At 74.8% G+C, this 21116-nt stretch carries 20 protein-coding genes; 9 read left to right on the top strand and 11 right to left on the bottom strand.

Translation table 11 applies throughout. The annotated features are described in order from the left end of the window. Positions 1–161: 161 nt before the first annotated feature. The 3 genes from ACH4D3_RS28185 to ACH4D3_RS28195 all read right to left on the bottom strand — a co-directional run bounded on the left by ACH4D3_RS28185 (position 162) and on the right by ACH4D3_RS28195 (position 5533). Complete coding sequence (locus ACH4D3_RS28185; protein ID WP_398327450.1) at positions 162–1445, bottom strand: PucR family transcriptional regulator; 1284 nt, start codon at positions 1443–1445, stop codon at positions 162–164. A gap of 120 nt (positions 1446–1565) precedes the next feature. Then, on the bottom strand, positions 1566–4430 hold the full coding sequence (locus ACH4D3_RS28190) for a LuxR C-terminal-related transcriptional regulator (protein WP_398327453.1): 2865 nt from the start codon (positions 4428–4430) through the stop codon (positions 1566–1568). A gap of 170 nt (positions 4431–4600) precedes the next feature. Continuing rightward, the gene (locus ACH4D3_RS28195) at positions 4601–5533 is read right to left on the bottom strand and encodes an alpha/beta hydrolase family protein (RefSeq protein ID WP_398327456.1); all 933 of its coding nucleotides are present in this window, start codon (positions 5531–5533) and stop codon (positions 4601–4603) included. 377 nt (positions 5534–5910) lie between these two features. On the opposite strand from ACH4D3_RS28195, the gene ACH4D3_RS28200 reads away from it, so the two are divergent. Next, a complete protein-coding gene (locus tag ACH4D3_RS28200; protein ID WP_398327459.1) occupies positions 5911–6798 on the top strand; it encodes a Gfo/Idh/MocA family protein in 888 nt (295 codons plus the stop codon). Positions 6799–6804: 6 nt separating this feature from the next. Here ACH4D3_RS28200 and ACH4D3_RS28205 read toward each other — a convergent pair whose 3' ends face one another. After that, a complete protein-coding gene (locus ACH4D3_RS28205; RefSeq protein WP_398327462.1) occupies positions 6805–7185 on the bottom strand; it encodes a hypothetical protein in 381 nt (126 codons plus the stop codon). Positions 7186–7473: 288 nt separating this feature from the next. Here ACH4D3_RS28205 and ACH4D3_RS28210 point away from each other — a divergent pair, with 288 nt between their 5' ends. From ACH4D3_RS28210 to ACH4D3_RS28220, 3 genes are all read left to right on the top strand, one after another. Beyond that, the gene (locus ACH4D3_RS28210; RefSeq protein WP_398327465.1) at positions 7474–8682 is read left to right on the top strand and encodes a glycoside hydrolase family 64 protein; all 1209 of its coding nucleotides are present in this window, start codon (positions 7474–7476) and stop codon (positions 8680–8682) included. An 82-nt stretch (positions 8683–8764) separates the two neighbouring features. Then, a complete protein-coding gene (locus ACH4D3_RS28215; protein WP_398327467.1) occupies positions 8765–9967 on the top strand; it encodes a PP2C family protein-serine/threonine phosphatase in 1203 nt (400 codons plus the stop codon). Between the two features lie 2 nt (positions 9968–9969). Next, positions 9970–10191 (top strand): hypothetical protein, encoded by a 222-nt coding sequence (locus tag ACH4D3_RS28220; RefSeq protein ID WP_398327470.1) that lies wholly within the window; start codon positions 9970–9972, stop codon positions 10189–10191. 12 nt (positions 10192–10203) lie between these two features. Here the strand turns inward: ACH4D3_RS28220 and ACH4D3_RS28225 are convergent, their stop codons facing one another. From ACH4D3_RS28225 to ACH4D3_RS28240, 4 genes are all read right to left on the bottom strand, one after another. Further along, positions 10204–10680 (bottom strand): DUF5709 domain-containing protein, encoded by a 477-nt coding sequence (locus ACH4D3_RS28225; protein WP_398327473.1) that lies wholly within the window; start codon positions 10678–10680, stop codon positions 10204–10206. Between the two features lie 72 nt (positions 10681–10752). Continuing rightward, positions 10753–12246: a hypothetical protein gene (locus tag ACH4D3_RS28230; RefSeq protein WP_398327476.1), complete on the bottom strand. Its 1494-nt coding sequence runs from the start codon at positions 12244–12246 to the stop codon at positions 10753–10755. 164 nt (positions 12247–12410) lie between these two features. Further along, positions 12411–14789: a glycoside hydrolase family 65 protein gene (locus tag ACH4D3_RS28235; RefSeq protein ID WP_398327479.1), complete on the bottom strand. Its 2379-nt coding sequence runs from the start codon at positions 14787–14789 to the stop codon at positions 12411–12413. After that, positions 14786–15526: a beta-phosphoglucomutase family hydrolase gene (locus tag ACH4D3_RS28240; protein WP_398327482.1), complete on the bottom strand. Its 741-nt coding sequence runs from the start codon at positions 15524–15526 to the stop codon at positions 14786–14788. Before ACH4D3_RS28240 ends, ACH4D3_RS28235 begins: the two co-directional genes overlap by 4 nt. A gap of 53 nt (positions 15527–15579) precedes the next feature. Between ACH4D3_RS28240 and ACH4D3_RS28245 the strand changes: the two genes are divergently transcribed. Further along, positions 15580–16269 carry a nucleoside/nucleotide kinase family protein gene (locus ACH4D3_RS28245; protein ID WP_398327485.1) on the top strand — a complete coding sequence of 230 codons (690 nt, stop codon included), beginning with the start codon at positions 15580–15582 and terminating at the stop codon, positions 16267–16269. 9 nt (positions 16270–16278) lie between these two features. On the opposite strand, the gene ACH4D3_RS28250 is transcribed toward ACH4D3_RS28245, so the two are convergent. Next, on the bottom strand, positions 16279–16452 hold the full coding sequence (locus ACH4D3_RS28250) for a hypothetical protein (RefSeq protein WP_166680897.1): 174 nt from the start codon (positions 16450–16452) through the stop codon (positions 16279–16281). Between the two features lie 177 nt (positions 16453–16629). On the opposite strand from ACH4D3_RS28250, the gene ACH4D3_RS28255 reads away from it, so the two are divergent. Both ACH4D3_RS28255 and ACH4D3_RS28260 read left to right on the top strand, forming a co-directional pair. Continuing rightward, on the top strand, positions 16630–17547 hold the full coding sequence (locus ACH4D3_RS28255; RefSeq protein WP_030872221.1) for a MurR/RpiR family transcriptional regulator: 918 nt from the start codon (positions 16630–16632) through the stop codon (positions 17545–17547). A gap of 315 nt (positions 17548–17862) precedes the next feature. Next, positions 17863–18246, top strand: a complete 384-nt coding sequence (locus ACH4D3_RS28260; protein ID WP_398327489.1) for a hypothetical protein — start codon at positions 17863–17865, stop codon at positions 18244–18246. Between the two features lie 43 nt (positions 18247–18289). Here ACH4D3_RS28260 and ACH4D3_RS28265 read toward each other — a convergent pair whose 3' ends face one another. Both ACH4D3_RS28265 and ACH4D3_RS28270 read right to left on the bottom strand, forming a co-directional pair. After that, positions 18290–18778 (bottom strand): flavin reductase family protein, encoded by a 489-nt coding sequence (locus ACH4D3_RS28265; RefSeq protein WP_398327492.1) that lies wholly within the window; start codon positions 18776–18778, stop codon positions 18290–18292. A 33-nt stretch (positions 18779–18811) separates the two neighbouring features. After that, positions 18812–19645, bottom strand: a complete 834-nt coding sequence (locus ACH4D3_RS28270) for a hypothetical protein (RefSeq protein WP_398327495.1) — start codon at positions 19643–19645, stop codon at positions 18812–18814. A gap of 129 nt (positions 19646–19774) precedes the next feature. On the opposite strand from ACH4D3_RS28270, the gene ACH4D3_RS28275 reads away from it, so the two are divergent. Beyond that, positions 19775–20509, top strand: a complete 735-nt coding sequence (locus ACH4D3_RS28275; protein WP_398327498.1) for a TetR family transcriptional regulator — start codon at positions 19775–19777, stop codon at positions 20507–20509. A 182-nt stretch (positions 20510–20691) separates the two neighbouring features. Continuing rightward, the gene (locus ACH4D3_RS28280; RefSeq protein WP_398327501.1) at positions 20692–21114 is read left to right on the top strand and encodes a Zn-ribbon domain-containing OB-fold protein; all 423 of its coding nucleotides are present in this window, start codon (positions 20692–20694) and stop codon (positions 21112–21114) included. The last annotated feature ends 2 nt before the right edge of the window (positions 21115–21116 follow it).

The raw sequence follows: 21116 nt of genomic DNA on the forward strand, positions 1-21116 counted from the left end.
CGCCGGGAGACCGTCTGCCGCGGCAACGGCGCGGGGCAGCCGAGCGCCGCGTACCGGACAGGGGCAGGGCGGATCCGGACGACGGGGGCGACGCCGCCGGGCCGCGGGACCGGAGTCGGGCGGTGGCTGCGGTCGGTTCGGGCGTCGGTCGCCAGGGTGCCTCAGTCGGGCAGGACGCGGCGTGCCGTCAGGGCCAGGCTGAACTCGACGAGGTCGGCCGGGCGGGCGAGGGAGCGGCCGGTGAGCTGTTCGCAGCGGCGCAGGCGGTTGAGGACCGTGTTGCGGTGGCAGTAGAGGCGTTCGCCGGCGCGCTGGGCGGAACCGTCGCAGTCGAGCCAGGTGGTGAGGGTGTCGAGGAGCACCTCGCGGTCGGCGGACTCCAGGCGGAGCAGGGGACCGAGCACCTTCTCGGCGAGGGCCCGGCCCAGCTCGGGGCTGGAGACGGCCAGCGCGGCGGGGAGCTGGTCGGCCAGTCGCACGGTGCCCCCGGCCGGAGGGCAGATGGCCAGGGCCGTGTCCGCGAGCCGCCGGGCGTCCCCGACGGCGGCGAGTCCGTCGACCGGGCTGCCGACACCGACCCGGAGGCCCGGGACGACGGGAACGCCCGGCGCGACCTCCGGCCGGTGCGGGTCCGGGAGCCCGTCGTGGTCGCCGAGCGAGACGATGCCGTAGTCGGCCTCCGCCCCGGCGTGCCAGTGGACCCGGCTCCCGGGCGGTACGGCGGCGCGGGCGGCGTCGGGCCGGGCCGGTGGCCCGCCGGTGACGGCGACGACGAGGTACCGGCCGTGCTCCGGGAGGCCGAGGGCCCGGGCCGCCTCGGGCAGGTCGGCGATGCGACCGGTGCCGTCGAGCAGGCCGGCGGCCAGCTGCCGGACCCGGTTCTCGCGGCGCCGGCCGATCTGCCACTCGGTCTGCCGGTAGGCGTCCGCGACGAGGGTGCAGTGCTCGTCGACGAAGTTCCACACGTCCGCGGCCACGTGCACGAGGAGCCGCACGTCCTCCGGAGCGGCCCTGGAGGTCTCCTCGACCAGCCGCTGCCACACCAGCGAGCCGCCCAGGCGGAAGGCGTGCAGCAGGGCGTCCAGCGGGAGTCCCTGTTCCGCGCGGGCGGCGCCGATCCGCCAGGAGCAGCGGCGGGCCGCGTCCCGGGCGCCGCGCGGGTCGAGCAGCGAGGCCACGCTGTGCCGCAGGGAGCGGTGGGCCTCCTGCCAGGTGGCGGTGGGGTCCTGGGTGAGGGCGGCCCGGTAGGCGGGCTCCTGTTCCCGCAGCAGCGCCATCAGCCGGTCGGTCAGGTCGGGCAGGTCGTCGAGCAGGGCGCGGGCGGCCCGGTGCAGGACACGCAGGGCGTCGGCGTCGATCAACGACGTGACTCCGGGTGTCCGCGGGCGCGGAACGGGCGTCAGCCCGGTGCGGATCGCTGCTCGTGACCGTACGGCGTGCTGCATCGCGGTCCTCCCCGGGGCAGGGCTTGCGGAGGCGCCTTCCCGCGACGGGCCGTCCCGCCGCGCCGGGCCTGCCCCCTGACTCGTCCTGCCCCGAAGGATGGCATACCGTCCGGTCGGTCCCTAGGGTTGTGCACCGGTCTTTTCCTGCTGTCCGGCTGGACGCGCGTCCTGGGCCGCCTGCGCCTCCTGGGCCCGTTCGGCCTGCCCGACCATGCGGGCCAGCTCCAGGCGGGACCGTACGCCGAGGGCGGCGAAGACCTTGCGGAGGTGGTAGTCGACGGTGCGGGTGCTCACCCCGAGGGTCAGCGCGACCTCGCGATTGGTGGCGCCCTCGGCGACCTGCCGCGCGATGCGCAGTTGCTGCGGGGTCAGGCGGCCGAGGCGGGCCGGTGTTCCGGCTCCGGTGCCGGGGTCCCGCGGGGCCGCCCCGAGGGCGCGGAGTTCGTCGCGTGCCTGCGCGGCCCAGACGCCGGCGCCGCAGCGCTCGAAGCCGGCCAGCGCGCTGCCGAGCCGGCCGCGGGCCTCACGGGGTCTGCGGCGCCGGCGCAGCCACTTGCCGTACAGCAGCGCGGTGCGGGCCCGCTCGAAGTCGCCGCCCGCCTCGTCGTGCCGGTCGAGGGCACGGCGGTAGAGGGCGTCGGCGTGTTCCGCCGGGGCCAGGAGGGCGTGGCAGCGGGCGAGTTGGGCGGCGGCCTGCGGGTCGGCGCCGAACGCCGCCCAGTCGGCGAAGTCCGTGAGAACCTCGCGGGCGTCCTCGTCGCGTCCGGCGAGCACGGCGGCCTCGACGAAGCAGGGCACGGCCAGCCGCCAGACCGCGAAGTGGCCCCGCCCCGGTCCGGGCAGCACCAGGAGTCCGAGCCGGTCGGCCGCGTCGAAGGGGCGCCCCCGGCCGAGGTCGGCGCGGGCCGCCGCCCACTGGGCGAGGGTGGCCGCCTGGGCGAGCCCGTGCCGGCGGGCCGTGTCCAGCGCGGCCGTGACGTGCCGGGCGACGGCGTCCGGCTCCTCCTCGATCGACGCGGCGAGCGCCAGCACCGCGCGGTGGTGGGCCGCCGTGTTGCGCTGCCCGGCCCGCAGCGCGGTGCGCAGCCCCTCCTCCGCGTGGGTACGGGCCTGCGGGTGCCGTCCGGCGCGCAGTTCGGCGTACGCGAGGTACTCCAGTGCCCGCGGGACCAGCGCGTCCGACCCGAGCTGCCGGGCCGCGGCCAGCGCCCGGGCCCCGCCGCTGCGGGCGGCGTCCACGTCCCCGAGCAGCAGCGCCGCCGCGGCCGACCGCAGCAGCGTCTCCGGCCGGTCCTCGGTCCTGCCCCACCGGACCACCTGCCCGAGCGGTGCCCCGGCCCGGTCGAGCCGTCCTTCGAGCAGCGCCCGCATCCCGACGCGGTGGTCGCGTACGACGGCGGCCGTGCGGGCGGCGGGCCCGTCGGACCCATGGAACGAGTGCTCGGCGCGGGGCGAGGGCCGGCGGGCGAGCGTGGCCAGGCACGCCGGCAGGTCGCCCGCCGCCCAGGCCGCGTCGGCCGCGGCCAGTACGGCCGTCGCGGCCTGGGCCGGATCGTCCGCGGCGAGCAGGGACGCGGCGAGCAGCAGGGACTGGTGGGCGTCACCGACCGGTCCGTCCCGCAGTTCCGTCACACCGCGCAGCAGCTCGGCCCGTCCCCGGACGGCGGCGGGGGCGGCACGGTCACGGGCCGCGGCGAGCAGGGGGCGCGCCCGTTCGGGTCGCCCGGCGAGCAGGGCCTGCTCGGCCGCGGCGGTGTAGCGCTCCGCCCGCCGTGCCCCGTCGGCCGTCAGCTCGGCGGCACGGGCGAACGCGGTCGCGCGCAGCCGGTGCGAGGCGGACACCGCGCCGTCGGCGGCCGTCGCCGCCAGCCGGTCGGCCGACCCGGGTGCGGGTGCCGGACCGCCCAGGGACCACGAGCGGTGCAACAGCGCCGTGAGCCGGTGGCCGCCGCCGTCCAGCGCGTCGGCCAGCGCACGGTGCACGGCGCGGCGCCGGTCCGCGGCGGCGGTGGCGTACACCGTTCGGCGGACCAGCGGACTGCGGAAGCGCAGCCGGTCACCGGCCAGGACGAGCTGCTCGGGCAGCGGTTCCGCACCCGGATCGGGATCGAGACCGGGACCGGGAGCGGGACCGGGAGCGAGACCGGGACCGGGACCGGGACGCGGAGCGAGACCGGGCCCCGGTGCCGCCCGCAGGCGCCGCAGCGCGTCGCGGACCAGGCCGGCGTCGATGTCGGTATCCGCCCCGTCCGAGGCCTCTCCGGCCGCCGCCACCGTCAGCAGCAGGTCCCGCGCATGGGCGGACGAACCGGTCGGCACACCGCCCGCGGCTTCGGCGAGGGCCGCCGCGTCGGCCAGCGGACCGGGCAGCGGCCGGTGTCCGCGCAGCTCGGCGGGTGACAGGCGGCGGACGAGGGCGACGAGCAGGGCCGGGTTCCCCTCCGCCTCGGCCAGGAGCCGCTCGCGGACCGCCGGTGCGGCGACGCCGTCGGTCACGTCGTCGAGCAGGGCGGCGGCCCTCGCCGGTGCCAGCGGGTCCAGGTGCACGACGGGCAGCCGGGCGAACTCCGGGTCGACGGCACGGTCCGAGGCGACGGAGAGCAGCAGGCCGACCCGGCCGGCGGTGGACAGGCGCCGCGCCGCACGGGCGAGCTCGGTGCGGGCCGGCGCGTCCCACCGGTGGGCGTCGTCCACACACACGAGTACCGGCGCCGCGACGGCCGCCGCCCGCAGCGTGTCGAGCAGTTGCCCGGCGGTGGGGTGCGCGTTCACGTCGGGGCCGGGACCGAGGTGGAGTACGGGACCGGCCCGGAAGGAGCGGGCGGCCCACTGGAGCAGAGTGGTCCGGCCGAGTCCCGGTTCGCCGGCCAGGAGGAGCCGGCCGCCGTGGGTGGGCAGCGCGTCCAACATCGCGCGCAGCGCCCTGCGTTGCGCGCTCCGGCCGTGGACCCGCACGGCCGTACGTACGGTCGTCTGTCCGGTCATTCCGGGGAGGTTACGCGCGCGTAACCCGGCGCGGAAGGCGTCGATCCGCCCGTGCCCGTCCGGGTATCGCCGCCGTCACCTGCGGTTGTGTGCCCGGGCGGGCGGCACGGGCACTGTGCCGGCGCCCAACGGGCACCGGGCCCGGTCGTGCGCCGGCACAGCGGCGGGTGTCAGGAGCCGTGCGGGCAGTTGCCCCGGTACTCCTCGATCGTCAGGCTCGGCCGCGGCAGCGGACACAGGAACTGCTCGTAGCGGGTGTCGTTGTCGATGAAGCGCTTGAGCCAGGAGACGCTGTACTTCGCGATCGTCGTGTTGGACGTGTTGGGCGAGAAGTGGGTCGCGTTGTTCAGCTCCAGATAGGCCCGGTCGGTCGACGAGGGCAGGCCGGAGTAGAACGGTTCGGCGTGCGAGGCCACGGGGGCGATGGTGTCGCCGTCGGCCCCGACGACCAGCGTCGGCGTGCTGACCTCCGGCCAGCTCTTGTCCAGGTTCCAGGGGGTGAGGGGTATCGCCGCCCGGAGCGACGGCCGGGACTTGGCGGCCTCCAGGGTGCCGCCGCCGCCCATGGAGTGACCCATGACGCCGAGCCGGCCGCTGTCGATCCGGCCGCGGACGGAGCTGCGCCCGGTCAGGTAGTCCAGGGCGGCCAGCAGTTGCCGCCCGCGGGAGTCGGGCTGGTCCAGCGTGGTGTTGGTGTCGATGGTGAAGACCACGAAGCCCTGGGAGGCCAGCCGCGGGCCGAGCCAGGCGATGGACGACTGGTACGCGGTGAACCCGGGCGCGATGACGACGGCGCCGAACGTGCCGTCGCCGGTGCTGGTCGGGTAGTAGATGGTGCCGCCGCCGAATCCGGTGACCGCGAGCGAGGAGACGCGGGTGTCGGCCACCGAGTAGGGACCGCGCAGGGCCTCGATGCTGGACTCGGTGGGGGCCGGGCCGCGCTCGTACGGGTTGTCGGCGGCCTGGGCGGCCGGGCCGGTGAGGGTGCCGAGCACGAGGACCGCGGCCGCGGCGGCCGTCACGCCGGCCAGCCGCCGCCGGACGCCCCGCAGGACGGGACGCGCGGCCCCGGGGGCGGCGTGGGTGTGGGGGTTCTGCTGCACGAGGGGGTGTCCTCTCGGTCGTGGCGACCGGCCCGGCCCGGCGACGCACACGGCCCGGAACGCGTGGGGTCGCGTTCGGGCCGTCCGCCGGGCGGGCCTCGCCGATGGGTTGGCGTTGCCACTGTCGAGGGGCGGAACGGGCCGGGGGATCGGCAATTTCACCGGTCTCCTGCGACGCCGGCGGTACCGCCCGAGGGGGGGCGGACGCCGGGCCGCGGGGGCGCGACGGCTCCGCCGGGCCCCGCGGTGCCCTCCGCACTGTCCGCACACCCGGTCGGTGTGACACGCTCGGCGTCGGCCGGGCTTTCGCACGCCGGTCGTCATGGAGGATCGTCGGCCGGCCCGTCGTCGGGTCGGCACCGTGGAGAGGCGACGGGATGCGCATCGGACTGCTCGGCACCGGCCCCTGGGCGGACATGGCACACGCCCCCGCCCTGGCCGGGCACGACGACCTGGAATTCGCGGGGGTGTGGGGCCGCCGCCCGGACGCCGCCGAGGAGCTGGCCGAGCGGCACGGCACACGGGCCTACGCCGACGTCGACGCCCTGCTCGCCGACGTGGAGGCCGTGGCCGTCGCGCTGCCCCCGGCCGTACAGGCCGGCCTGGCGGAGCGGGCGGCGCGGGCCGGGTGCCATCTGCTGCTGGACAAGCCGCTCGCGGCGACGGTGGCGCAGGGCCGGGCGGTGGTGGAGGCGGTGCGGACGGCGGGCGTCGCCTCGGTGGTCTTCTTCACCACCCGGTTCCAGCCCGAGACCGAGGCGTGGATCACCGAACAGGCCGCCGGGGACGGCTGGTTCACGGCACAGGCGCAGTGGCTGGGCGCCGTCTTCGGCGACGGGGACAGTCCGTTCGCCGACTCGCCGTGGCGGCGGGAGAAGGGCGCTCTGTGGGACGTGGGGCCGCACGCCCTGTCCGTGCTGCTGCCGGTGCTCGGTGACGCCCGGCGCGTGGCGGCGGCCGCACCGGGTCCCGGCGACACCGTCCATCTGGTCCTCGACCACACGGGCGGGGCGTCCAGCACGCTCACGCTCAGCCTCACGGCGCCGCCCGCCGCGGCGGGCGCCACGGTGGAGCTGCGCGGCCGGGCCGGGGTGACGCTGCTCCCGGAGACCGCGGAGGGTCCGGTGCCGGCCCTGCGGCGGGCCGCGGACGCGCTGCTCGCCGCCGCCGGTGGCGGGCGCCCGCATCCGTGCGACGCCGCGTTCGGGCTGCGGGTCACCGAGATCCTCGCCGAGGCCGAGGGCCTGCTGACCGGCCGGGAATGAGCGCTGTCAGCCCTCGGTCCGCGCCGGCCCGGAGGGCTCGTCGCTCCACCGGAACCAGGCCCGGTCGCCCTTGATGTGCAGCAGGAACTCGGCGACCGGGCCGTCGGGCGACACCAGCCGCACCCGCCGTTCGATCTCGCCGTAGACCGCCTCCCACCGCGTCCAGTGCCCGGCGTCGTCCGCTTCCGCGAGGGCGAGTTCGCGGGCGAACAGCTCGCGGACGGCGCCGTAGGCCGGACCCGCGCGGAACCGGCCGGAGAGCCAGGGGAAGTCGGCCTCGTCGATCCGGATCTCACCGATGTCGCCGATGTCGCCGGACTCCGCGTCGGCCGTCCGGCCCGCGTCCGGCGCCCGGCGCACGTGCCAGACCTCGCCCTCGAATCCCATGCCGCCTCCGCCGCACCCACGTCGCCCGTCGCCGTGGGGTCCAGCATGTCATCCGGCGCCGGTGACCGGCCGCCACCGCCGCGCGCCGCCGGTCGGCCGATTAAGCGCGCCTTAAACACCGGTTAAGCGTTCCCCGCCCGGCGTCACACACCCCAAGTCCCAGCTGGGACAACGGGTTTGGAGCGGGATGCGGACGGTTGGCCGGGCCGGTCGTGCTGCGTACCATCGCCGCACCGCGTGAGAGCGCTCTCAGGCTCTGTCAGGCCCCGATCACTGGAGACCCCCCACATGACTCCTCGTCACCAGCGTCCGCTCGCCCGTCGCAAGCTGCTCGTCGCCCTCGGCGGGGCGGTCGTGGCCGCACCGGTCGCCGCCGCCGTCGCCCCGCACGCCCTCGCGGGCATCGGCTCGGACGGCTCGTCCCCCGAGGGCGGGGCCGCCGGCGCCCTGCCGCTGACGATCGTCAACGACACCGGCTCCTTCGGCAACGCCGACGTGCACGTCTACATCGTCGGCAACGTGGACGGCCGCCAGGTGCGGGTCACCCCCGACGGCACCGTCGCCCCCGTGTCCCTGTCCGACAACGGCGCCGACGGCTACACCGACTACGCGATCGGCCTGGCGGGCAGCGGCGAGACCAGGCTCGACCTGCCCCACCTCTCCGGCCGGATCTACGTGTCCCTGGGCGAGAAGCTGAAGTTCAAGGTCGTCGCGGACGGCGCGGGGAACGCCGCGCTGCAGTACCCGGCGGGCTGGGTCGAGTCCGACCCCAACTACGCGGTGCTGCACGACTGCGCGGAGTTCACGTACAACTCCGCCGGGATGTTCTGCAACACCACCATGGTCGACATGTTCAGCGTGCCGCTCGCCATCCGGCTGACCGGCGCCCGGGACCAGACCACCGGCACCATCCGGCCGGGCGGCCGGGCGGCCGTCTTCGACGCGGTGCGCGAGGTCGAGGAGTTCGCGCCGCTGGTCGTGGACGACACCCGGGTGATCGCGCCCGGCCACGGGCTGGACGCCGGTCTGTTCCCCGAGGACCACCTCGCCCCGTACATCGACGAGGTGTGGAGCACCTACACCGGCAAGGACCTCAGGATCACCACCAACGCCGGGACCTTCACCGGCCGGGTGCGCGGGGGCAGGCTGACCTTCGACGGGCCCGCCCAGGTGTCCTTCGCCAAGCCGTCCACCCGGGACGTGCTCTTCTGCGACGGCAACCTCGCCGCCCCCAACGACGGCACGACCGGTCCCGTCGCCGCGGCCCTCGGCGCCGGTTTCAACCGCTCCACGCTGGTCTCCTCGGCCGACCAGCCCACGACCGACCCCGCGACGTTCTACGGGACCGCGCTGACCAACCACTACGCGAAGGCGGTGCACGCGGCCACCGAGGACGGCAAGGCGTACGGCTTCGCCTTCGACGACGTGGCCGACTTCGCCTCCTACATCCAGGACACGGCCCCCACCGGCCTCCGCCTGACGCTCGGCGCCTTCTAGGGCCCTCCGGGGCCCGTCCGGGAACCGTCCGTCCGCCGCCGCTCCGCGTGCGGACGGCGCGGCGGCGTAGGAGCGTGGGGGTGTGCGAAAGGTGTCCGCCCCGCCGCGCCGGGGCGAGGACCGGCGGAGCTGGCTGAGCGGGGCGCCGCCGCCCCGCTGGGTACGGGTGCTGCCGCCGGCCCTCGTCGCGGCGATCTGCGCGGCGACGCTGCTCAGCGACGAGCCGCTGGAGATCGGGTTCCTGCTGGGCGCCATCCCGCCGCTCGCCGTACTGTCCTACGGCCCGCTGGCGACCGCCGTACTGGGCGGTGTGGTGATCGCGTTGCTGCACATCCCGGCCCTCCAGCTCGACCGGCCGGGCGACGCCGACCTGCTGACCATCGTCTTCGTCGCCGTGCTCAGCGTCTTCGTGTCCTTCGTGCGCAGTCGCCGCGACGCCCAGCTGGGTCTGGAGCGCACGGTCGCCGAGGCCGCCCAGCACGCCGTCGTGCCGCCGCTGCCCGAGCGGGTGGGGGCGGTGCGCTGCGCGGGGCTGTACCGGGCGGCACAGCGCGGGACGCTGGTCGGGGGCGACTTCTTCGACGTGCGGGACGGCCCCTTCGGCGTACGGGCGGTGATGGGTGACGTGCAGGGGCACGGCCTGTCGGCGGTGTCGACGGTCGCCTCGCTGCTGGGGGCGTTCCGGGAGGCGGTGCTCGACCAGGCGGACCTGGCGTCGGTGGCCGGGCGGCTGGACCGCAGGCTGCTGGTGGACTCGGCGGACGCACGGCACGCCGAGCTGTTCGCGACGGCGGCGCTGCTGGAGTTCTCCGCCGACGCGCTGGAGGTGCGGGTCGTGGTGTGCGGCAACCCGCCGCCCTTGCTGCTGCGGGGTGCGGACGCCGCGGAGCTGGAGGTCTCGCCGTGGACGCCGCTCGGGCTGGGGCTCGCGGACGCCGGGGCGATCGAGGCGTGCATGGTGTCGCTTCGCCCGGGCGACCGGCTCTTCCTCGCCTCCGACGGGGTGGTCGAGGCGCGGGACGGCAGCGGTGCCTTCTACCCGCTGGCACAGCGGCTGAGCGGTCTCGCGGGGGAGGATTCCGCCGCCCTCCCGGACCTGGTCTGGGCGGACCTCGCACGGTTCTGCCCGGACGTGCAGGACGACGTGACGATGCTGGTGCTCACTCCTTCGCCCTCCGGCGCTCCGGATGCGCGGGCCGATTCCGCATTGAATGGTGTTATAGGGATATTCGGGACCGACAAGAGCACGGCACCGAAGCAGCGATCCGGACTCGAGGAGCACTGATCATGTCGACGTCACAGCCCGACGCCCCCCGGCCCTCCGAAGCCCGCGCGGGCGACGACCGCGCCACTCCGGACGACCTGCTCCACACCCGCACCGGCACGGACGTGTCCCCGGAGGACCTCGTCCTGGCGGCCGGCCGGGACGTCACCCCGCAGAACCTGGAGTGGGCCAGGCGCAAGCTGGCCGACGAGGGCCCCGCGGCCCTCGACAAGCTGCTGCCGTGACCGCGCCTTCTCCTAGGAGTCCGGCAGTTCCGTCTCGTCCTCCACCAAGTGCACGGCGGCCTCCTCGGCGCCCGCGGCTCCGCCGTCGATGCCGACGTCCTCGGCGACGGTCTCCTTGGTGGTGTCGGTGCGTACGCCCTCGTCGGGGGCGACGAGCCGGCCCGAGCGGTCGGTGCCCGCCTCCGGATCGACCGGTTCGCCCTCCCCGTCGGGCTCGTCGCCCAGGCCGTCGCCGTCGGGCGCGGACACGTCGGGCACCTCTTCGGCCAGCCGTTCGTCGAGGGTCTCGCCGTCGTGCTGCTCGGCGGCCGTGGTGCCGTGCTTGGTCACGCCCAGGGGCTTCTCCGGCGGGGAGTAGCCCTCGTCGAGCGTGTCGTCGTAGGTCCGCTCGTCGAGGGTGTCCTGGAGGTCGAGGGGCGCGGCGTCCTGCTGCTCCTCGTTGCCGCCGGTGGGCTGGTAGGCGTCGTCGGCCATGGGGTCCGTGCCCATCGCTGCCTTCCTCTCGCGCTCGCGTCGGCTCGTGCTCTCGCCGTCCGGTTCGCGTTTCCCGATACGCGATCCCTAACCCGTGGGCGCGACGCGGATCTCCAGGTCGGTGATGCGGTGCGGGGTCCAGTCGCGGGCGTATCCGGGCGGGGTGCCGCCGGGGCCGGTGATCGCGGCGACCGGGATCCGCCGGGCGGTGTCCACGATCTCGGCGGCGGTGGTGTTCTCGTTGTTGCCGCTGGTGGAGCCGGAGGAGCAGCCCGTGTAGTAGCCGACCGGGATGGATTCGTGCCCGGTCAGCAGGCAGGGCGGCCGGACCCCGAGCCGGTGCAGTTCGCCGGCGACGCGGGCCCAGTCCTCGCGGCTCTCGACGTTGCGGTGCACGGTGCCCACGAGCACCGAGAACTGGACCGTCAGGTGACCGGCGACCACCAGCGCGACCAGCGTCGCGGCCACCGGCCGCCACCGGTCCCGCCCGGCCTTGACCAGGTGCCACAGCGCGTCGGCGACCGGTACGGCGAGCAGCGCGTAGGCGGGCTGCAGGAAGCGGGGTGCCGCGTAACCGATCAGGAACAGGTACGGCACCGCGGCCGTCACGGCGCAGGCGAAGGGGACCAGGGTCGCGGTGGCGCGGCGGGCCCGGACCGCGACGGCCACGCCGAGGACGGCCACGGCCGGGAGCAGCAGCCACCACAGGGTGACGACGGGGTGCGGCATCGATCCGGTGCACGGCCGGCACAGGCCCCGGCCGCCCAGGCTGCGCATCTGGTCGTCGACGGCGATGTTCCAGCCGAGGCCGCCCTGGATCTCGGAGGCCCGGGACAGCCGCTCCCCGAGGCCGCCGTACCAGGCGTAGGCCTCGATCACCCACTCCAGTCCCCCGGCCGCCAGGCCGCCCGCCAGGGCGAGCAGCAGCGGCCAGTGGCGGCGCACGAGGACGAGGACGAGCAGGGGCAGGGTCACCCAGACCGCGTCGGTGGGCCGCATCAGCGCCATCAGCACCGCCCCGGCCGCCACCCCCCACAGCACTCTCCGGCCGGAGCGCCCCCGCCCGGCTCGCAGGGCGCGCAGGGAGCAGCCCACGGTGATCAGGGCGCCGATCGCGACCCAGTAGTTGGGCATGGCCTGCGGACCGTAGAAGAGGGTCACCCACAGGGTGGCGAAGAACGCGCCGGCCGTGGCGAGGACCCTGGCCGGGAAGAGGCCCTTCCAGGCGCGCAGAGCGAGGTACAGGCCCAGTCCCGAGAGGAGGGCGAGGTAGACGCGCAGGAGTTCGGTGGACGCCGACCAGGAGGCGACGGGTGCCGCCAGCAGGGAGACGCCGCGGGAGCGGGGCGCGCTGAAGAAGGCCGCGGGGTGGTGGGTGGTGACCTGGCTGATGTAGACGATCTCGTCCCAGCCGAGGCCCATCGTCGGGTGCACGAAAACCAGTTGGGCCAGGGTGAAGACGGCGGCCACCGCCGCGACCGGGGAGGCGGCGCGCAGCCGTCGGGGGGCGCCGGTGGTCCCCGCCTCCTCGCCCCCGCGTACGCGTCTGCCGGCGAGGGTTGCGTTCGCACCGTCGGCCATCGTGCACCCCTCACCCCCGCTCGTCGCGGGGTCGCTCGTCGTTCACCTCCTGCCGTCAGGGGCTGGAGCCCGGAACCCGCGGGAGTGCGGAAGCCCGGAAAACATGGTCAAACTAACCCGCGGACCACCGATACGCAGGGCGGAACTCGGCCAGTCGCGCGGGCTCATCCGTCACTCGGGACCGGCCGCTCGGTGACGCCCGGGCGGCGGTGCGGCGGCTGTTCGGGCGTGGGCCGCCACTTCGGCGCGGAGATGCCGAGGGTGACGGGCTCGGCCCCGTCCACCCGGACCTCGGCACCGTGGTGATGGATCGTCAGGGGCGGTCCGGCCAGCAGCGAGTACGCCGCCCGGTCGGGCCCGATCTCCACCCGAAGGCACCGGCCGCGGAACTGGAGCCGGAAGGCGAGGCGGCTGAACTTCTCGGGCAGCCGGGGTGTGAAGCGCAGGCTGTCGCCGTCCCGGCGGGTGCCGCCGAAACCGGCGACCAGCGCCATCCAGGTACCGGCCAGCGAGGCGATGTGCAGTCCGTCGCGGGTGTTGTGCTCCAGGTCCGCGAGGTCCATCAGGGCGGCCTCGGTGGCGTAGTCGTAGGCGAGGCGCAGGTGGCCGGTCTGTGCGGCGACGACCGCCTGGCAGCAGGCCGACAGGGAGGAGTCCCGCACGGTCAGCGGTTCGTAGTAGGCGAAGTTCGCGGCCATCTGCTCCTCGTCGCAGTGGGCGTCGAACCAGCTGCCGCAGGTGTACATGGCCAGCACCAGGTCGGACTGCTTGACGACCTGTTTGCGGTAGATGTCGAAGTACGGGAAGTGCAGCATCAGCGGGTACTGGTCGGCGCCGGTGTTCGCGAAGTCCCAGCGCTGGTGGCGGGTGAAGCCGGCGTGCTGCTCGTGCACGCCGACCTCGTCGTTGTACGGGATGTGCACGGCCTCGGCGGCGTCCCGCCAGGCGGCGCTCTCCTCCTCGTCGACGCCGAGCCGGGTCGCCTCCTCCGGGTGGCGTTCGGCCGCGTCGGCCGCGGCGAGCAGGTTGGAGCGGGCCATGAGGTTGGTGTACGTGTTGTCGTCGACGACGGCGCTGTACTCGTCCGGGCCGGTGACGCCGTCGATGTGGAAGACGCCGTGCGGGTCGTGGTGGCCCAGCGAGCGCCACAGCCGGGCCGTCTCCACCAGGAGTTCCAGGGCGGTCTCGCGTTCGAAGTCGATGTCGCCGGTGGCCGCCGTGTAGCGCACCGCGGCGTGCGCGATGTCGGCGGCCACGTGGAAGGCGGCCGTGCCGGCCGGCCAGTACGCGGAGCCCTCCGAGCCGTCGATGGTCCGCCACGGGAAGGCGGCGCCGCGCAGCCCGAGCTGGGTGGCACGGTCGCGGGCGGCGGGGAGGGTGGCCTGCCGCCAGCGCAGCGCCTCGGCGACCGCTTTGGGCGCGGTGTAGGTGAGGAGGGGCAGCACGAACATCTCGGTGTCCCAGAAGGCGTGGCCGTCGTATCCGGAACCGGTCAGTCCCTTGGCCGGAATCGCTCGCTGCTCGGCGCGGGCGCCGGCCTGCAGCACGTGGAACAGGGCGAACCGGACGGCCTGCTGGATCTCCTCGTCGCCGTGCACCTCGACGTCCGCGCGGGCCCAGAAGTCGTCGAGGTAGTCCCGCTGTTCGGCCACCAGGCCGTCCCAGCCGCCGTGTGCGGCGGCGGCCAGCGCGGCCTCGACCTGGTCGCTCATCGCGGGCCGGGAGCGGGCGCCCGACCAGCCGTGGGCGACGGTCTTCTGCACCCGCAGCCGCTGTCCCGGGTCCAGCACGGAGGTGATGGTCAGGCGGGCCACGTCCGTGTTGCTCTCGCTGCTGGTGGTGATCTCCCCGGGCGCGTCGACGACGTGGTCGGCGGCCACGGCGACCCTCAGGCCGCTGCGCCGGGTGCGGTGGACCAGCCGCAGCCGGGAGCCGATGGCGAGGTCCTCCTCCGGTTCCAGCGGGGACTGCAGCGCCTGGGCCGCCCTCGGGTCGCCGTCGGAGGAGGGCAGGCTCTCGTTGGCGACCAGTTCGGACTGGATGACGATGCGGGTGCGGGTGTCGACGGGCTCGACCTCGTACTCCACCGCGGCGATGGCGCGCTGGGTGAGCGAGACCAGGCGGGTGGAGCGCACCCGGACGGTCGTGCCGGCCGGGGAGGTCCACTCGCAGCTGCGCTCCAGCACGCCGCTCCTGAGGTCCAGGGTGCGTTCGTGCTTGCCGAGCCGTCCGTAGCGCAGGTCGAAGGGCTCGTCGTCGACCAGCAGCCGCAGCAGCTTGCCGTTGGTGACGTTGATGACGGTCTGGCCCGACTCGGGGTAGCCGTAGCCCGCTTCGGCGTAGGGCAGCGGGTGGAGTTCGTAGACGCCGTTGAGGTAGCTGCCGGGCAGGCCGTGCGGTTCGCCCTCGTCGAGGTTGCCGCGCCAGCCGACGTGCCCGTTGGACAGCGCGAAGACGGACTCGCTCTGCGCGAGGAGGTCGAGGTTGAGGGCGGTCTCGCGCACCCGCCAGGGTTCCACGGTGTACGTCCGGTTGGTGATCACGCGTGGTCTCCCAGCTCTGCGAGGTCCTTGACGACGCGGTCGGCGCCGTGGGCGTAGAGGGCGTCGGTCTGGCCGACGCGGTCGACGCCGACGACGTAGCCGAAGTGTCCGGAGCGGCCCGCGTCCATGCCGGCCAGCGCGTCCTCGAAGACGGCGGCGCGGGAGGCCTCGACGCCCAGGTCGCGGGCGGCGGCGAGGAAGGTGTCGGGGTGTGGTTTGCCGGGCAGTTTCCGTTCCCTGGCCACCACGCCGTCGATCCGTACGTCGAACAGCCGCTCGGCGTCGATGGAGTGCAGTACGTCCCGGGTGTTGGCGCTGGAGGAGACGATCGCGGTGGCGAGGCCCGCGGCGCGGACGGCGTCGATGTAGCGCAGCGTGCCCTCGTAGGGTTCCACGCCGTCGGTGCGGATCTTCTCCAGGAGGAGTTCGTTCTTGCGGTTGCCGACGCCGTTGACGGTCGGTGCGTCCGGGGGATCGTCGGGGGTGCCCTCGGGCAGTTCGATGCCGCGGGAGGCGAGGAAGGAGCGGACGCCGTCGGCGCGGGGGCGGCCGTCGACGTACTGGTCGTAGTCGGAGTCGGTGAACGGCCGGAAGTCCGCGCCGTCCCGCTCGCGCAGGAAGGCGTCGAAGGTCGCCTTCCAGGCGGCGGCGTGCACCACCGCCGTCCGGGTGACGACCCCGTCGAGGTCGAAGAGGCAGGCCTGGATGTCGTCGGGAAGTCCGAGCTGCGTCGTCATACCCCCACAGTTCCCCGCCGGGACGGGTCCGATCGGATGACACACTGTGCGGTGTGCCGCTGACTTTCGACGATCTGCTCGCCCGTGCCCGCCGGCTGCCCCGGGACGGGCGGCGCGCGATCCTGGGTGTCGCGGGCAGCCCCGGCGCCGGAAAGTCGACGCTCGCCGGGCATCTGGTGCGGGAGCTGAACGGCGCCGGCGAGCCGTGGGTGGCGCACGTGCCGATGGACGGGTTCCATCTCGCCGACGCCGAACTGGACCGGCTGGGCCGCCGGGACCGCAAGGGGGCGCCGGACACCTTCGACGCGGCCGGGTACGCGGCGCTGCTGGACCGGCTGCGCGCGGACCCGGACGGCGAGACGGTGTACGCGCCGGGCTTCGAGCGGGTGCTGGAGCAGCCGATCGCCGGGGCCGCACCGGTGCCGCCCGCCGCCCGGCTGGTCGTGACGGAGGGCAACTACCTGCTGCTGGAGACCGGGGCCTGGGCACGGGTGCGGGCCCGGCTCGACGAGGTGTGGTTCTGCGGGCCGGCGGAACCGGAGCGGGTCAGGCGGCTCGTGGCGCGCCACGAGCGCTTCGGCAAGTCCCCCGCTCAGGCGGCCGCGTGGGCGCTCGGCCCCGATCAGCGCAACGCCGACCTGGTCTCGGCCACCCGCCACCGGGCCGACCTGGTGGTACCGGAGGGCGTGGTCCCGGGTCCGCCGCCGGACGCACGGGGGCCCGCACCCTCAACCCCTGCGTAGCCCGGTCACTCACTCCTCGTCGAAGTCGTCGGGGCGGACGTGCGCCTCCTCCAGGGCCTCGCGCAGGGTACGGCCGGTACCGCCCGGCGGGCGGGGCCCGTCCTCCTCGCGCTCGCGCCGGCGCCGGCCGAGAACGTCGTCGGTGGTGTCGGTCTTCGGCCGGTTCTCTTCCGGGACGGTCATGACGTCGGCTCCTCGTCCGTGTCTGCGGGTCCTTCCGTGACGGCGGGTTCCCGTGCGAGGCGGTGCTATCCCCGACGGGGTGGTCCCGTCAGCGGGCCGGGCGGCCCGGTCGTCGGGCGGCGGGGGTGGGCTATGTTGACCTTCGTGGGAGACATGGGAGACGAAGGAGGCGCACCCGTGCCATCGCCGCAGCAGGCACGTGCGCAGGCGTCGGCGATCACCTCGGGACGCGCGGCCCCCGAGTCGGAGATCTCCCCCACCTCCCGGCTCAGGACACTCTTCGACCGGCCCCGCCTCTCCCCGGGACAGCGTCGCATCGCGCAGTACCTCATCGAGCACCTCACCGAGGCGGCGTTCCTCTCGATCACCGACCTGGCCGACCGGGTGGGCGTGAGCCAGCCGTCCGTGACGCGGTTCGCCTCGGCGGTCGGTTTCAGCGGTTACCCGGCGTTGCGGGAGCAACTCCAGGCGATCGCGCTGGGCGGCCGGGGCGGGTCCGCGGCCGAGGAGTACCGGGGCAACGAGCTGCAGGCGGCGGTGGACGCCGAGATCGAGAACCTGGAGAACCTGCGGCGGGACTTCGCCGACGCGGACCGGGTGATCGACGTCGGCCGCAAGCTGGCCGCGTCGGCGCCGCTGACCGTCCTCGGGCTGCGTATCTCCGTCTCGCTCGCCGAGTACTTCGCCTACGCGGCCCGCCGGGTCCATCCCGACGTGCGCCTGGTGACCCGGGGCGGCACCGTCGCCTACGACGCCCTGCTCCAGTCCCGGGAGGCGGGCGGCACCTGGGTGCTGGCATTCTCCATGCCCCGGCACGCCCACGAGACCCTGGGCGCCGTCCGCGTGGCACGCGGTGCCGGGCTGAAGGTGGCGCTGATCACCGATCTGGCGCTCGGCCCCGTCGTGGACGAGGCCGACGTCACCTTCGCCACCGGCACGGGGTCCCGCTTGGTCTTCGACTCCTACGCCGCGCCGGGCGTGATGTGCGCGGCGCTGCTCCAGGCCATGACCGACGCCGATCCGGAGCGGACGCAGGCGCGGCTGGAGGAGTACGAGCAGGTCGCGGACCAGCACCAGTTCTTCCTGCGGGACTGAGCCGGGACGGTCCCGCCCGGCGATTGGTCGGCGCAGACGGGGCCATCCCCGTCAAAGCAGACATGAATGTTTTCATACGTCTTGCAAAGCGGTTGGCATATATAAATACTGCTCACGGATCGCGACCCGGCCGCCCCGGAACGCGTCCGCACCTGCCGCGAACACCTCGGGCCGCCGACTCCTACCCGCTCCGGCGCACCGGGTGTTCCGGTCGGGCATCGCCTGCGCGAGCGCCCGCGGCGGTCCCGGTCGTCCCCTGGACCGGGACCGCCCCCACCCGTCGCCCACCCCGTCGACGCCGCACACCCGGAAGCGATGATCATGCCCCTGACGACCACGCGCATCAGCCCGGACTGGCCCTGCCAGGTCAAGACCCCCGGCAGTTACGACTGGGAACGCTCGGCCACCAGGTGGCTGCGCGAGCTGGTCCCGGCGCGCTACGCCGGCTATCCGGCCCTGATCCGGCACCCGGTGCTGCTCGCCCGCCACGCGCAGATCCAGGTCCAGCACGAGATCCGGGTGGCCCGCACCGCGCTGCAGACCGCCCGGGCGGACCTGCCCCGGCTCGGCCTGCACGAGGCGGCCATCGAGCACACCATCAAGCTGTACGCGGCGGAGGTCCTCCAGTTGCAGCACATCGCGCGCAGCGTGCGGGCCGTCACCGAGGCGCTGGCCGAGCGGGGCGCCTCGGGACGCTGAGCCGACGCCGACCGGGCACCGACCGGTACTGACGGCGAGGGCGTCAGTCCACCGGATGCCCCGGCCGGACGGTGCGCGTGTCGGCGAGCCGCAGCAGCGGCCCGGCGGCCGGCTCGCGCCCGCCCCACTCGACCGGTTCGAGGACGAAACCGACGTGGTCGCCCCCCGGCGTCCGCTCCAGGACCCGCCCGACGAACCATGCCTCGGCGTCCTCCAGCACGGCGGCCCCCGCGTACGCCTCCCGCCAGCGGACCCGGTCGAACTTGTCGACGTCGTCGCCGGTCAGCCCGCCGAAGAGTTCGGCCGTCGCACGCTGGTCGCGGGCCAGCAGATGGACCGCCAGGACGTCGGCGGACCGCGCGACGCGGAAGGTCCGGTTGACGTCGGAGATCCACACGACGTACCGCACCGGCTTCAGCGAGCACTGCGAGGAGAAGGCGACCAGGCAGCCGGCCCGTTCCCCGTCCGCGGCGGCCGTGACGACGCACATGTCCGGGTCGAGCCGGTCCAGGAACACGTCCATGGCCGCCATGCTAGATGCCGCCGGCCCGGGCCGCGGGGCGGCTCAGCCGGCGAGCAGGCGTCGGAGGGCCGTGCGCAGGGCGGTGACGAACGCGTCGCGGGCCGGTTCGTCGAGGGCGTCCAGGGACAGGTAGGGGTTGAGGTCCTCCAGCTCGACCAGCAGCAGCTCCCCGCCGGGTGCGCGGCAGGCGTCGACGCGCTGGATGCCGTGGTCGACGCCGTTCCACTCGATGAACCGCCGCGCGAAGTCGAGGTCGGCCACGGTGGCGTCGTACGGCTCCAGCTGCCAGCGGCGGTCGGGGTGCGGCGCGTACAGGGCGTACTGGTAGTCGTGGTCGACGAAGTAGAAGGAGACCTCGTAGGCGAAGTCGACGCGCGGCTGGGCGAGGAGGTCCCCGGCGCCGTCCAGTGCCTCGGCCACCCGGCCCGCGGGGACGATCCCGAGGCCCGCCGAGTCCGCGCCGAGCCTCGGCTTGACGACGTACTCGTCCGCGACGGGCAGCCGGTGCAGGTCCTCGGCACGGTCCACGGTGGGGATGACGGGGTACCCCGCGGCGGTGAGGTCCAGCAGGTACTGCTTGCCGACCATGTCCGCCCGGCCGGTGAGCTGGTTGTAGACGCGCGTCCCGCGCTCGGTGGCGCGCTCGCGGAACGCCGCGTGGGCGGCCTCGTACCCCTGCACGGGACCGCTGTTGCGGACGACGACGGCGTCGAAGGCGTCCAGCAGTGCGGCGGCGTCCCGGGGGTGGCACAGGGCCAGGTCGAACTCCTCGCGCAGCCGCGAGGTCAGGTAGATGTCCTCGTCGCAGTAGCGCCGCCCGCGCGCCTCGTAGGCCAGGTCGGTGACGTACAGGATGCGGGAGCGGGTGAACGGCATGCGGACTCCTCCGGGGCTGACCGGAAGTGATCGTATGCGACCGGGGCGGCGAGCCGACAAGTGCACTCAGTTCCCTCTGCTGGCTGCACTGAGTGCCATGCGGCTCGGCGGGCTGCTACGTTCCCCTTCATGAGCACCAGCAGTGCGGCGCCCCGCCGCGGGGACGGGACGGACGCGGCCGAGGTCCGGCCGCCGATGCGGGAGGCGCTGGTCGCGGCGGCGTTCCGGCTGTTCCTGGAGCGGGGGTACGAACAGACCACCGTGGACGACATCGTTGCCCTCGCCGGCGTCGGACGGCGCTCCTTCTTCCGGTACTTCCCGTCCAAGGAGGACGTGGTCTTCCCCGACCACGAACGGTGCCTGGCCGACATGCAGGCGTTCCTGGCCCGCTCGCCCGAGGACGCCGACCCGGTGCGGCGGGTCTGCGACGCGGCCCGGCTCGTCCTGGGCATGTACGCCGAGAACCCGGCGTTCTCCGTACAGCGCTACCGCCTCACCAAGAAGGTCCCCGGCCTGCGCGCCTACGAGTTGTCGGTGGTGTGGCGCTACGAGCGGGCCCTCGCCGAGTACCTGCGGGGGCGGCTGGGCGCACGTCCGGACGGGAGCCTGCGCGCCGACGTGATCGCGGCCGCGGTGGTCGCGGCCCACAACAACGCCCTGCGGTCCTGGCTGCGTTCGGACGGGCGGGACGACGCAGGTGCCGCGGTGGGCCACGCGCTGGCGTTCGCGCAGTCCGCGTTCGGCGACGTTCCGGTGCCGCCCCACGGCACCTCGCCCGAGGACGTGGTGGTGGTGGCCGCGCGTCGCGGGACACCGCTGTGGCAGGTGCTGCGGGAGATCGAGACGGCGTTCGCGCACGGCTGACGGCCCGGACTCGACGGCCTCGCGCGTTCATTCACCCGCAATCAAGGGTACCGAGTGCCTTTACGCGTGACACTCAGTGCCATACGCTGTGGTGCGTGCACGGCGGCACGGTGAGCCGCGCACCCGCGTGCCCAGTGACCGCGCACGCGGGATTCCGGCCCGAGTGCAGGGAGTTGACCAGCGTGTACCACTCAGGAAACGTCACTCGGCAGGCGGCCGGCCCCGCGACGGGCCTGCTCGACCCGAGGACCGAGGACCGGGGCCCGGACACCGAGGCCGTCTTCTACCAGCGCTGCACCTGGTGCGGCACCGCCGTGTACCACCGGGTGCTGTGTCCGGTCTGTCGCGGCAGCGAGCTGCGGACGGAGCGGAGCGAGGGCACGGGGACGGTGCGCCACGCCACGGTGGTGCACCGCAACACCCCGGCCGCCCGCAATGTCTCCCTCATCGAGATGGCCGAGGGGTTCGTGCTGCGCGGCCGGGTCATGGGACCGCTGATCGGCATCCACAGCGGGGACCGGGTGCGGCTGTCCACGGCCAAGGACCCGGTGCGCGGCGAGCCGGTCTTCCAGCTGGTCGACGAGCCGTACCGGGCCTGGACCTGAGG

It is taken from the genome of Streptomyces sp. NPDC018026 (genome assembly GCF_044327745.1).
GTDB lineage: Bacteria > Actinomycetota > Actinomycetes > Streptomycetales > Streptomycetaceae > Streptomyces > Streptomyces rubrogriseus.